Raw genomic sequence first — 13,180 nt, forward strand, 5'->3', positions numbered from 1 at the left:
GTTTGCCAACCTCGCTGGGCAAACACACAAAAGCGCCTACAAAGATTGTAAGCGCTTTTGTGCTTGACTCAGCGAAGCGAAGCTTATGAAAATAAGGCTTCTGCCTGCTTTCTTAATTCAAATTTCTGAATCTTACCAGTGGCAGTTTTTGCTAATTCACCAAATACATAGTATTTAGGACGCTTAAAGCCGGCCAAGCGCTCACGACAGTACTGGTCAAGCTCCTCTTCGCTAACCTGAGCGTCGTCTTTGAGCTCCACAAAAGCAACCGGGACCTCACCCCATTTTTCATCGGCAAGTGCGACCACCGCTACATTAGCCACTGCTGGATGCTTATAGAGCACATCCTCAACCTCAATACTGGAGATATTTTCACCGCCAGAAATAATAATATCCTTACTGCGGTCCTTAATCTGCGCATAACCGTCAGGATGTAAGACGCCTAAGTCACCCGTATGGAACCAACCGCCAGCAAAAGACTTCCCAGTCTCAGCGGGATTCTTTAAATAGCCCTTCATCACGATGTTGCCACGGAACATTAATTCACCGATCGTCTTACCGTCAGCAGGCACAGGCTCCATGGTTTCCGGGTCTAACACAGTTAGTGCACCCTGTAAGGTATTACGTACGCCCTGGCGCGCTTTTTGCGCCGCCCGATCTTCAACCGATAACTCATCCCACTCAGGCTTTTCTGCACAGACCGCTGAAGGACCGTACACCTCAGTCAAACCATAGACGTGAACCATATGAAAACCCATCTGCTCCATCCGCGCTAATACCGCCTCTGGAGGCGCAGCACCTGCTACCATGGCGCTCACCGGATGGTCGATCCCCGCCTTCATCTCCGCAGGCGCATTGGCTAGCGCCGCATGCACCACCGGTGCAGCACAGTAGAAGCCTACACGCTCTTGGCGAATTAAATCAAAGCAGGTCTTTGGATCGAATTTGCGTAAACACACGTTAACACCGCCGCGTGCAGCAATCGTCCAAGCAAAACACCAACCATTACAATGAAATAAGGGCAAGGTCCATAAATACACTGGACGCTTCGGCATATCGAACTCTAAACTTTGCGCAATCGCATTTAAGGCGGCACCACGGTGATGATAAACCACCCCCTTAGGGTTACCGGTGGTACCAGAGGTATAGTTCAAAGCAATCGCATCCCATTCGTCCTTAGGTAAAACCCAATTATCTAGATCCTCAGCGGATTGCAAAAAGCCTTCATACTCAATGTCACTGAAGGGCTCCACGTCCTTAGGGCCTAATTCATCATTGACCTGAATTATTTTAAGTGCGGGTAAAGCCTTTTTAATCTCAGGGATGTGCGGCGCAAACTCGCTATCGACCAGTAAGAACTCGGCCTCACCATGTTGTAAACAGTAGATCAGACCCTCAGTTTCTAAACGCACATTAAGTGCTAATAAGACGCCGCCTGACATCGGCACACCAAAACCAGCCTCAACCATGGCCGGCGTATTATGTAAAAGCGTAGCAACCGTGGTACCACGATCGGCCCCGTTTTGTCTCAGGGCAGCAGCCATTTGGCGACAGCGATGATAGGTTTCAGTCCAGTTCTGACGGATTGAGCCATGCACAATCGCCAAATCATCACCGAATACCTCATGTGCCCGCACTAAAAAATCAATAGGTGTTAAGGGTGTATAGTTAGCCTCATTTTTACCCAGACCTGTCTCAAAATCAGCCATCATGTCTCCTTATATAAAAACTGATTCCTATGTATTTTAATTAGTAATAAAATTATGGCATTGATCTAAATTAAATGACTAATCATATTTGAGCACTTAAGACTAAAGTCATAGCTCTACCTAAGGTCGCTCCCCAAAACTTATGCGCGGGGATGATGCTTTTGATGCAAGGTTTTTAATCGCTCGCGTGCCACATGGGTATAAATCTGCGTGGTAGAAATATCAGCATGCCCTAAGAGCATTTGCACCACGCGCAAATCCGCTCCATGATTCAGTAAATGTGTGGCAAAAGCATGTCGCAACACATGGGGTGATAACGGCACCTGTATATCCTGTTGCTTAGCGTACTTTTTGACTAATTGCCAAAACGCCTGCCGACTCATGGCACTACCCAAGCGGGTAATAAACACCGCATCATCAAGACGACCCTTGAGGAGTTCTGGTCTGGCCTCCAACAAATAGCGCTCCAACCAGTACAAAGCCTCTTCACCTAGGGGCACGATCCGCTCTTTGGAGCCCTTAGCCTCGACCACGCGCAAAAACCCCTCTCTCAACGCCAAATGAAAAACTCTAAGTGCAATCAACTCACTCACACGCAGTCCAGTCGCATACAGCGTCTCTAGCATGGCACGGTCTCTCAAGCCACCCGACGTTTTCAAATCAGGCGCGGCCAACAGCAACTCCACCTGCGATTCACTAAGACTTTTAGGAAAGCGTGCGGCCTGCCGGACTGCTTTGATATGCAGGCAGGGATCCTCCTCCATACGATGATGTTGCATGGCCCAGGCATAGAAACGACGCAAAGTCGCCAAACGTCGATTGGCTGTGCTCGGCTTTGTTTCTACATGCATTTGCGCCAACCAAGCCTGAATATCCTCAGCCTTCACCGTAAATACACTCACAGCTGGGCGCTCACGTTGCAAAAACTCGATAAAGGCATGCATATCCTGACGATAGGCAGCTAAGGTGTTTTTAGCTAAACCGTCCTCTAACCACAAGCTGTCTAAAAAAGCGGAGAGTTCATTTTCCTGCATTTTAATTCCGATTTAAACGCTGATAATTTCAGCTATACTAAACGATGCTTTAAACCATCGCTTAATTATATATAACGTATTATGAGCATTTTATACCTACTTCTACCTGATATTATCCTAGTGGCACTAGGGTGGTTCATGCTCAATAAGCTCAATTTTGCCCGTGAGTTTTTTGCCAATACGGAAAAGATGGTCTATTTTCTGATGTTTCCGGCCTTGCTCTTTCGCTCGGTACTCGCTAGCCCACTTAGTATCAGTACCGCCGGCGCTTCGCTGCTCGCCTGTGTCTTACTAGCCCTTGCTGGTTTATTGCTAGCGCTCGGTAGCCGACTATTTCTAACCGTCGATCAGCGTGCGCTCAATTCCACCCAACAATGTGTTTATCGTTTCAGTACCTATTTGGCGCTCTCTATTGGACCTGGCGTCGGTGGCACCGATGGCCTAGCGATCATGGCAGTATTTATCGGCTTTACCGTCCCCTTAGTCAATGTCATGGCAGTGCGTGCTTTAGCAGCCGAAAGTGGGGGCGGTGTATTAAAATCCATTATCAGCAATCCCCTCGTCATCACAACTGTGTTGGCGGTGAGTTTAAACCTGCTCGGCTTTAAGCTACCTGCGGTACTTGATAATACCCTCCTAAAGCTTGGTCAAGCCTCTATTCCTCTTGGGCTAATTTGTGTCGGGGCAGCACTTAAGTTGAGAGAAGGCACGGTCAATGCACCGATCGTGGCTTGGATGACGATCACCCGGCTCGTGATGATGCCGCTGTTTGCCTTATTAATCGCCATTGTAGTCGGCTTTAGCACACTACAAACACAGATGTTTATGATTTTTGCCGCCATCCCAACGGCTCCCGCCGCCTATGTCTTAGCTGTGCGGATGGGTGGCGATGCACGGCTGGTGGCCAATATTATCTCGGTTCAGACCCTAAGCTGTTTGCTGACTCTACCTATTTGGCTCTACTTCATTGTAAAAAGTGATTTTTTACAAACGATTACAAATTATTTTTAAAATAAAAGAACTGAATTAAGTCAAAATTTTATTTATTTAACAAATAATTAGCACCCATATCAAGAATTCACATGAAGCAAGCATTAAGTCATTATCGCCTTTTTCTAGCAGATGAAGCGGCGAGTTGCGCCTTGGCAAATAATCTAGCCAAATCAATTTTTCCTAATTTATCAGAGGGTTACGAGCTCGACCTGAGCGATTTTAGCGGTGCACGTATTTATTTACACGGGGATCTAGGCGCTGGTAAAACCACCTTTGCCCGCGCATTTTTACGCGCTCTTGGTGTAAAGGGCAGAATAAAAAGCCCTTCCTATACCCTACTTGAAAGCTATAATGTTTCTAGCTTATACTTATATCACTTTGATTTTTATAGGTTTAATGATTCTGACGAATGGCAAGAGGCCGGATTTGAGGAGCAACTCCTGGAGCGGGCGGTCGTCTTAGTCGAATGGTCAGAAAAAGCAAATGAACAGCTCCCTCCTCCTGATTTAAGGCTTGACTTAACTTATCAAGAGGCGGGGCGTGAAGCCGTGTTATCGGCAGTTACAGACAAAGGGAAGCAATGGCTAAACAATTTAAACTCACAGACAGAGGTATAGCGCGGCGCCGTGCCTTAGGCTTTGCGGGTAGCGTGTTGACCCTAAGTGTGATGCCCAAGTGGGCCCAGGCTGCTGCCGCTCAAGTGTTAGCAGTACGTACCTGGCCGGCAGATGAATACACTCGAGTGACGTTAGAGCTAAGTGCACCGCTTAACGCTGAGCATTTTATGCTCGACAATCCAAATCGTTTAGTGGTGGACTTACAAGGCATTAGCCTAAACCAAGCACTTAACTCCTTAGTTTCCCAAATTAAACCAAATGATCCCTACATCCGTTCCATTCGGGTGGCGCAAAATCGTGCCGATGTGGTGCGTTTAGTGATGGATCTCAAGCAACAGATTGCGCCGCAAGTATTTACCTTAAAGCCTATCGGTAATTATCAGTACCGCTTAGTACTCGATCTCTACCCTAAAGTGGCACATGACCCACTGATGGCTTTATTAGATAGCCCCGGCGATGATCCCTTAGCGAGTGTCATTGATCAGTTAGGCAGCAGCCGCCCTACCACCAGTGCACCAACCGTACAGGGACAAGTAGCTCCTAAAGCACCGGCAGCCCCTCCCACAAGCGGCAGTCGCAATCGCGGCTCACGTCCTGTGCTAATTGCGATTGATCCCGGCCATGGCGGTGAGGATCCTGGCGCCATCGGTCCACGTGGCACGCGCGAAAAAGATGTGGTACTGGCAATTTCCAAGTATTTGCGTGATCAGATTAATGCGCAGCCGAATATGCGTGCCTATATGACACGTGATGCAGACTTCTTTGTACCTTTACAAGTACGAGTACAAAAAGCAAGACGGGTTAAAGCTGATATTTTTATTTCGGTGCATGCGGATGCCTTTAGTAATCCAAGTGCTCGTGGTACCACGGTCTTTACACTGTCGACCAAGGGCGCCAGTAGCGCCGCTGCCAAATGGCTGGCCAACAAAGAAAATAATGCCGATATGATTGGCGGCGTAGATTTCGGCGCACATGATCGCAGTACTGCCAGTGTATTACTGGATATGTCGACCTCACAACAGATTCAGGACTCCTTAAAAATCGGTCATCGCGTGTTAAGCTCCTTAGGTAAAATTAACGGGGTTCACAGTCGTCGCGTTGAGCAAGCGGGCTTTGCGGTGTTACGTTCACCAGATATCCCTTCGATTCTGGTTGAAACGGCCTTTATTTCTAATCCCAAAGAGGAGCAATTCCTCCGCTCATCTAGTAATCAACGGGCCATCGCTAAGGGGATTTTAGGTGGCGTTCAAGCCTATCTTGCAACCAATCCTCCCTTAGCTAGACTGGGCTAATGACTAGCTTAACAATTTGATGATTGTTAAAACCGCTTGATAAAAATCGAGCGGTTTTTTAATATGTACGGCATGAGTCAAAGAAAAGAAATTCGCCCCCTGCCTGAGCAATTAATTAATCAAATTGCTGCAGGCGAAGTGATTGAGCGCCCTGCTTCGGTGCTAAAAGAGCTATTGGAAAATGCCATTGATGCGGGCAGCACAGAAATTGAGGTGCGTTTAGAGGGTGGGGGGATACGCCGTATTTGCGTGATTGATAATGGTAGTGGCATACCGCAACATGAGTTGCCTTTAGCCTTGACACAGCATGCCACCAGTAAAATACGCAGCTTAGAGGAGTTAGAGTCAGTCGCCTCCATGGGCTTTAGGGGTGAGGCTTTAGCCTCCATCGCCTCGGTTAGTCGGATGACGATTAGTTCACGCACGGCGTCGCAAGATCATGCCTTTAGCATTTGCGGCACTTCTAAAGAAATCAGTCCAGCCGCCGGTGGTATCGGCACCACGGTGGATGTGCGACAACTCTTTGAGCATATCCCCGCTCGACGCAAGTTTTTAAAAACTGAAGCCACGGAATTCGCTCATGCTGTCGATACCTTGGAGCGTTTGGCGATGGCCAATCCACAATTAACGCTGAGAGTGTTTCATAATCAAAAGCCCTATAAGCAATGGCAAGCCACGGATGCTTTTCAACGTGTGCGCGATGTGATGGGCAATGAGTTTATGGAGCATGGCCTGGAAGTGCAGCTGGATCATGGCTTGGCCCGTTTACATGGACTCATCATTCACCCCACCGCCGCCCGTCCGCGGGCTGATAAGCAGTATCTTTTTGTGAATGGTCGTTTTATACGTGACCGCGCCATTAGCCATGCCATTCGTCAAGCCTATAGTGATGTTTTACATGGTGAGCGTCAGGCTGCCTATGTGTTGTTTCTTGAGATTGCCCCTGAACTGGTCGATGTGAATGTGCATCCCGCTAAAAGTGAAGTGCGTTTTAGAGAGGCAAGTGCCGTTTATCGCTTATTTATTCAGGCCTTGGGAGCCGCACTTTCTAATACGGGCGGACAAAACCGTAGCGATGCCAATGCCGTGATGAGTAGCTTGGCTCGTAGCGGTGACGATATCGCCTTATCAACTACCCCACAGCCTACTAGCTACAATGCGGATACAAGCAACTACCCTGAAGCGGCAATTTCTAGCAATGCATATCCGCAGCAGCCTGGCAATGATTACCGTCAAAACGCCTTAAATTTGACAGCTGCAGGTGATTGGCGTACTACCTATGCGCCGCTTACCACAAGTAGCACAGCAACAAGCCACACGACAGCTACAACAACACCTACAGTGAGCCCGCAGCCAGCAGAAACGCAGGATGCGAACGATGATTTTCCTTTGGGCATGGCAATTGGTCAATTGCATGGTATTTATATTTTGGCGCAGAACCGCTCCGGTCTTGTATTGGTAGATATGCACGCTGCCCATGAGCGAGTGCTTTATGAGCAATTAAAACAACTTCATAACCAACAAGATATTGTGGTGCAAGAGTTTTTAGTGCCCTACCTACTTTCTTGCAGCGAAAAAGACGTTGCCATTGTCGAGTCGAAACCTGATCTGCTAATGGACTTAGGCTTACATCTCAGCCCCAGCGGACCTAAAAGTATTAGTGTGCGAGGGGTGCCAGCCCTATTGTCGCGCGGTGATATTGAAAGTATGGTACTGGGTGTTTTAAAGGATATCGCTGATATTGGCAGCAGTGAGCGTTTAGCCCTACAGCGTAATGAAATCCTTGCTACCATGGCGTGTCACGGTGCCATTAGAGCACGCCGTATACTGACGATCAACGAGATGAATGCACTACTACGCGCCATGGAAGCCACGGATAAGGCGGATAATTGTAATCACGGTCGCCCTACTTGGTTCCAATGGTCGATGGGTGATTTGGATAAACTATTTATGCGCGGCGAGTAGTTGCAACATGAAAAAACAAATTCTCTGTATATGCGGTCCCACCGCTGCCGGTAAGTCCGCTGCGGTTTTAGCCTTAGCCAAGTTAAGACCCATTGAAATTATTGCCATGGACTCGGCCACCATTTATAAAGGCTTGGATATTGGTACTGCAAAAGCCAGTGCCGCAGAGCAGGCGCAAGTACCACATCATTTATTAGACATTCGCGATCCGCTCGCAAGTTATAGTGCGGCGGACTTTGTGAGTGATACGCTAGCGCTCATTCCAGCGATTCAAGCACGTGGTAGTCTACCCGTAATTGAAGGTGGCACCATGATGTATTACAAAGCCCTACGTGAAGGTTTGCATGATTTACCCAAAGCCGATGCCACACTACGGGCTGAGATTGAGGCAGAGGCAAAGCGCATCGGTTGGCCTGCCATGCATCAACAGCTTGCCTCAGTGGATCCAACAACGGCAGCACGTTTGGCGCCCAATGATAGTCAACGCATTGCGCGTGCCTTAGAGATTTACCGTATCAGCGGTAGCACGATGTCGGCCTTAATTGCTACGCAAAAAGCGCCATCGCATGATTATGATTTTGTGACTATCAGCCTGGAACCACGTGAGCGCAGCCGTTTGCATCAACAAATTGAAAAGCGCTTTAAGCAGATGCTGGCTATGGGCTTTTTAGATGAAGTACAAAGCCTTTATCAGCGTCCAGACCTGCATCCCGATTTATCCTCAATCCGCTGCGTCGGTTACCGCCAATTATGGGACTATTTGGCCGGTAACTGCAGCTATGAAGAGGCGGTAGAGCGTGGCATTGCTGCCACCAGACAATTGGCAAAGCGCCAAATTACTTGGTTGCGCAGTCAACCTGAACGAATTCAAATTGACTGCTTTTCTGAGAATGTGCCAGCACAGGTCTTGCGCACGGTGCGTCAACTGGCATTAATTGATTAAATAGTGCGATAGTGCGAGCAACTACTCCTTAATCCATACTCGCGGACCGTCGCCTTGGGGCACAATCTCACCCACGTGGTAGACGGTCTCACCCGCTTCGCTTAACTGCGCCTTGACCGCATCGGCAGCTTCAGCAGCTACGACTATCACCATACCCAGACCGCAGTTAAAGACACGGTACATTTCTTGGGTATCCACATTACCCTGCTCCTGCAACCAAGCGAATAACGGTGGCAACTGCCATTCACCCTTGTGTAGATGGGCAGCTAAGCCCTCAGGCACAACCCGCGGGATATTTTCCAATAAACCACCACCGGTAATATGCACTAAGCCCTTAATCGCCTCACCATGCTGCTCAATAGCGGCTAGTACCGGCTTAACATAAATGCGGGTCGGTGCCATGATGGCATCAGCAAAGGTAGCGTCCTTAAACGGATCCTCAGGTTTAATGCCGGCGCGTTCAATGATTTTGCGGATTAAAGAATAGCCATTAGAGTGAGCGCCACTTGAGGCTAAGGCTAATACCACATCACCAGCTTTAATTGAGGCGCCGTTAATCACCTTAGACTTTTCAACCGCACCGACCGCAAAACCCGCTAAATCATATTCACCCTCGGGATACATGCCGGGCATTTCTGCGGTTTCACCACCAATTAAGGCGCAGCCAGCGAGCTCACAGCCTTTAGCTACACCACCGACCACGGCGGCAGCTTTATCGACTGCCAATACCCCACAAGCAAAATAATCCAAGAAGAATAAAGGCTCCGCCCCTTGAACTAAAATATCATTAACACTCATTGCCACTAAATCAATACCAACCGTGTCATGCTTATCCCAATCAAAGGCCAAGCGCAACTTGGTACCTACCCCATCGGTCCCAGCAACCAACACTGGCTCCTGATAACGCTTAGGCACCTCGAATAAAGCACCAAAACCGCCCAGACCGGTCAAAACCCCTTCGCGCATGGTTTTTGCTGCCAAAGGCTTAATACGATCAACTAAAGCCTCACCGGCATCAATATCCACACCGGCATCGCGGTAACTTAAAGGGGAGTTTTGCTTATTTGTCATGAGAAATATACCCAAATATGTAAGAATAATGATTATTGCTAGATGTTAGTGCAGTCCGCTGCGCAACACGTAGATTATCCTATTTTACGATAAATTATCAATCAGCTGTGCCTGAGTGATAACAATGATTTTGAATGATTGAGCAACTGCCATTGGCTTTATTACCAAGCCAAGATTTTAGTTTTGATAATTTTGTGCCGGGTGAAAACTGGGAAGCGCTCAGCCGGCTCATGGATTGTGCGCCCGGCTCCATGCTGTATCTCTTCGGTGAGCCTGGTAGCGGTAAAAGCCACCTCCTTAAAGCGCTGGCTGCGGAGCGTGCAGCTGCGGTTTATTTTGCGGCGGCGGATTTTCCGACGGACTTAAACGCCTGCCTTGAAAACCAAGCTCAGATTGTGGCAGTTGATGATGTACAGGATCTCAATGAAGCACAGCAAATGACGTTATTTGACTTGATTAATTATACGCATCGTCATAAAAATCAGGCAGATGCCATTAGTCTCATCAGCGCTGGCGATCAAGCGCCACTTAATATGCCGATTCGTGAGGATCTACGTAATCGCCTCGGTTGGGGCTTAGCCTATAGGCTACACTCGCTCAAAGACGAGGATATTGTGCTAGCGATTCAGCAGCGAGCCTATGAAAAAGATTTAAAAATCAATTCAGAAGCCACTGATTGGCTGTTAAAAAACACGGAGCGTAATATCCGCTCATTATTCGCTTGGCTGGATGCTTTAGACCTATACTCTATTGCTAAGCGCCGCCAAGTCACCCTAAACTTAATTAAAAACTTTATTCAAGAAGCTGAAATTAATCATCACTTATGAGTATCACAACAAAAACACTCGCCCTCTTCGATTTAGATCACACCCTTCTTCCGATTGATACCGATTATGAATGGATCGAATGGCTTAGTCGCAATCATCTGGCCGGCGACCCGGCCGAGGTGGCACGCAGAAATCAGGAAATCATGGATAAGTATGATGCCGGTCAATTAACCATTGAGGAGTCGGCCGCCTTTGTTTTAAGCTTTTTGGCGATGCATACACCCTTTGATTTAAGCAAATATCATGAGCGCTTTATGGCTGAGGTTGTACGTCCAGCGATCACCGAACAAGCCTTTGACTTAGTGGATCGCCATTTACGTGAGGGCGCTTTATGCTGCCTCGTCTCAGCGACTAATACCTTTGTCATCCAACCGGTTGGCCGCGCCTTTGGTTTTGAGCATATTATCGGCACTTCACCCGAGTATATTAATGGTCGCTACACCGGTCAATTTGTTGGCGTTGCCTCTTATCAAGAGGGTAAAATCACCCGGGTTGAACAATGGCTCAATGGCTTAGGTAGCAGCTTAGATGCCTTTGAAAGCATCTATTTTTATAGTGATTCGATGAATGACTTGCCCTTATTACAAAGAGCCACCCACCCGGTTGCCACTAACCCTAGCCCTGCCCTACGTGAGCTTGCGCAAAAAAACAACTGGGCAATTATCGATTTATTTAAATAATCAGCATAGCTTATGGGCACAGAACATAAACTCTCCATCAATACTTTTTTAAAAAAGCTGTTTAAGGTCCCTCAGCACGAAACAGCGACTAAGGGGCGTGCTAATAAAAAGCATCGAGGCTCAAGCAATCAGCCTCAAGCCATTATGTATGATGCGGCTGAGCATCAAATACAAAATCACCTGATTTCGCGCAATGCGATTAAGGTCTGTCAAGTACTACAGGATGCCGGTTTTGAAGCCTATATCGTAGGTGGCGCAGTACGCGATTTGATTTTAGGCCTACAACCCAAAGATTTTGATGTAGCAACAAATGCGACCCCAGAGCAGGTTAAACCCTTATTTCGTCGAGCCCTAATCATTGGACGTCGTTTTAGATTAGTGCATTGCCTATTTGGTCGTGAAATTATTGAGGTGTCAACCTATAGAGCAGCATCGACGCAAAAGCAGCATACGGATGAATTCGGTCGTGTGCTCAGTGATAACGTCTACGGCAATCAGGCTCAGGATGCTGAGCGGCGTGACTTTACCATCAATGCCCTGTATTACGATCCGATTGCTAAAACGCTAATTGACTATCATCATGGTCTACATGATATTCGTCACCGTCTGGTACGCATTATCGGTGATGCGGAGGCACGCTATCGCGAGGATCCGGTGCGTTTACTGCGGGCTTTGCGCTTTCAAGCCAAGCTCAACGGCAGCTTAGAAGCGAGTACCGCTGCACCGATCAAATCCATGGCCAAGTTACTGCTTAATGTACCCGAGTCCCGTCTGGCCGATGAATCATTAAAGCTGCTTTGTTGCGGCAATAGCAATCTCTGCCTGCAGTTAATTGCAGCACATGGACTAAGCGATGGCATTTTACCTTTAATTAATTTACTGCAACAACAACTTGAGCATAACAAGTTTCTACAAATTGCTTTAGAAAGAACAGATTATCGTATCCGCAGCAGTAAGACGGTAAGTCCAAGTTTCCTATATGCTGCCGCCCTTTGGCCCTTGGTCAGTGAACGCTGGCGCTATTATCAAGATGAACACAAAGAGCCGGTCGTGCCCGCCTTGGTTCAAGCAGCGCATGAAGTATTAGAAAAATTTGCCCGTCATCTCTCACTCCAACGCCGTCAAAGCAGTGATATGCGGGAGATTTGGTTTATGCAACCACGCTTTGAAAAGCGCTCATTACGTGCTATTTATCGCATGTTTGAACAGCCACGTTTCCGTGCGGCTGTGGATTTCTTACAGATTCGTGCGGCGGCCGGTGAGTTTGATAGTGTACTAGCTCAATGGTGGATGGATTTAGCTGATGCGGATAGCGATGAGCGTAGCGCCATGCTCACTCAATTGCCTCAGCCATCACGTCAACAGCGCAGCACCACCGGCATGGATGGCGAGGCAGTCAAAAGCAAGCGTAGACGGCGTCCGCGCAAGCGCAATTATGCCAATCGCAAACGCAAAGCTATGGCGGCTCAGGCAGAACCTACGTCGAGCAACACGACCAAAGGGAGTGGTGCTCATGAGTGATGCAGCAGTCATGCATCAGGCCTATATTGCCTTAGGTGCCAATCTTAATTCTCCGGCTACAACGCTTGAAGCCGCTATCGACAGCATTGCTGCAAGCCCTGGCATTAAACTGCTTAAGCGCTCCTCACTCTACCGTAGCCCGCCCTTGGATGCGGACGGTCCGGACTATATTAATGCGGTGGTAGAGATTGTGACGAGCCTGCAACCCTTGCCACTTTTACATCGCTTACAAGCCATTGAAAATGCCTATGGCCGCGAACGTACCTATAGAAATGCGCCGCGCACCTTGGATCTGGATATCTTGCTCTATCAAGACTTTAGCTCCGATAGTGCGGAATTAAGCGTACCTCACCCACGCCTGCATTTGCGCAGCTTTGTTTTGATGCCATTAATTGAAATTGCTGGCGATATGCAGCTGGCTCAGGGAAATGCCTCTGAGTTACTCAAAGCAGCATTGGCTTCGGGGCAAATTATTCATAAGCTCTAAGAGGCATGAAGATCGAGTAGGGTGAGGTTTGCACCTCATCC

12 protein-coding genes are annotated in these 13,180 nt (G+C 48.1%); 9 read left to right on the top strand and 3 right to left on the bottom strand.

The annotated features are described in order from the left end of the window. Positions 1-83 precede the first annotated feature (83 nt). Entirely contained in the window at positions 84-1,712 is a 1,629-nt protein-coding gene (locus HMPREF3179_RS09105) for an acyl-CoA synthetase (protein WP_070470834.1), read from the bottom strand. Between the two features lie 137 nt (positions 1,713-1,849). Further along, complete coding sequence (xerD, locus tag HMPREF3179_RS09110) at positions 1,850-2,743, bottom strand: site-specific tyrosine recombinase XerD (RefSeq protein WP_018025636.1); 894 nt, start codon at positions 2,741-2,743, stop codon at positions 1,850-1,852. Between the two features lie 138 nt (positions 2,744-2,881). Here xerD and HMPREF3179_RS09115 point away from each other — a divergent pair, with 138 nt between their 5' ends. The 5 genes from HMPREF3179_RS09115 (at position 2,882) to miaA (ending at position 8,553) form a co-directional block, all read left to right on the top strand. Continuing rightward, complete coding sequence (locus tag HMPREF3179_RS09115) at positions 2,882-3,754, top strand: AEC family transporter (protein WP_048767654.1); 873 nt, start codon at positions 2,882-2,884, stop codon at positions 3,752-3,754. A gap of 71 nt (positions 3,755-3,825) precedes the next feature. After that, on the top strand, positions 3,826-4,353 hold the full coding sequence (gene tsaE / locus HMPREF3179_RS09120) for a tRNA (adenosine(37)-N6)-threonylcarbamoyltransferase complex ATPase subunit type 1 TsaE (protein WP_036560734.1): 528 nt from the start codon (positions 3,826-3,828) through the stop codon (positions 4,351-4,353). Then, on the top strand, positions 4,317-5,645 hold the full coding sequence (locus tag HMPREF3179_RS09125) for an N-acetylmuramoyl-L-alanine amidase (protein ID WP_036560736.1): 1,329 nt from the start codon (positions 4,317-4,319) through the stop codon (positions 5,643-5,645). The genes tsaE and HMPREF3179_RS09125 overlap by 37 nt, the downstream gene beginning before the upstream one ends. Before the next feature lie 72 nt (positions 5,646-5,717). Continuing rightward, positions 5,718-7,610 carry a DNA mismatch repair endonuclease MutL gene (gene mutL, locus HMPREF3179_RS09130; protein WP_026156735.1) on the top strand — a complete coding sequence of 631 codons (1,893 nt, stop codon included), beginning with the start codon at positions 5,718-5,720 and terminating at the stop codon, positions 7,608-7,610. Positions 7,611-7,617: 7 nt separating this feature from the next. Then, the gene (gene miaA, locus HMPREF3179_RS09135; protein WP_070470836.1) at positions 7,618-8,553 is read left to right on the top strand and encodes a tRNA (adenosine(37)-N6)-dimethylallyltransferase MiaA; all 936 of its coding nucleotides are present in this window, start codon (positions 7,618-7,620) and stop codon (positions 8,551-8,553) included. A 21-nt stretch (positions 8,554-8,574) separates the two neighbouring features. Here the strand turns inward: miaA and purM are convergent, their stop codons facing one another. After that, entirely contained in the window at positions 8,575-9,624 is a 1,050-nt protein-coding gene (gene purM, locus HMPREF3179_RS09140) for a phosphoribosylformylglycinamidine cyclo-ligase (protein ID WP_070470838.1), read from the bottom strand. A gap of 134 nt (positions 9,625-9,758) precedes the next feature. Between purM and HMPREF3179_RS09145 the strand changes: the two genes are divergently transcribed. The 4 genes from HMPREF3179_RS09145 to folK are packed head-to-tail and all read left to right on the top strand — an operon-like array spanning position 9,759 to position 13,139. Beyond that, positions 9,759-10,451, top strand: coding sequence for an HdaA/DnaA family protein (locus HMPREF3179_RS09145; RefSeq protein ID WP_048767656.1), 693 nt, complete (start codon positions 9,759-9,761; stop codon positions 10,449-10,451). Between the two features lie 2 nt (positions 10,452-10,453). After that, positions 10,454-11,131 (top strand): HAD family hydrolase, encoded by a 678-nt coding sequence (locus tag HMPREF3179_RS09150; RefSeq protein ID WP_210398765.1) that lies wholly within the window; start codon positions 10,454-10,456, stop codon positions 11,129-11,131. Positions 11,132-11,143: 12 nt separating this feature from the next. Next, a complete protein-coding gene (gene pcnB / locus HMPREF3179_RS09155; RefSeq protein WP_070470842.1) occupies positions 11,144-12,652 on the top strand; it encodes a polynucleotide adenylyltransferase PcnB in 1,509 nt (502 codons plus the stop codon). After that, the gene (gene folK, locus HMPREF3179_RS09160) at positions 12,645-13,139 is read left to right on the top strand and encodes a 2-amino-4-hydroxy-6-hydroxymethyldihydropteridine diphosphokinase (protein WP_070470844.1); all 495 of its coding nucleotides are present in this window, start codon (positions 12,645-12,647) and stop codon (positions 13,137-13,139) included. Before pcnB ends, folK begins: the two co-directional genes overlap by 8 nt. Positions 13,140-13,180 lie beyond the last annotated feature (41 nt).

The sequence above is a fragment of the Oligella sp. HMSC09E12 genome (genome assembly GCF_001808505.1).
Taxonomy (GTDB): domain Bacteria; phylum Pseudomonadota; class Gammaproteobacteria; order Burkholderiales; family Burkholderiaceae_B; genus Oligella; species Oligella urethralis.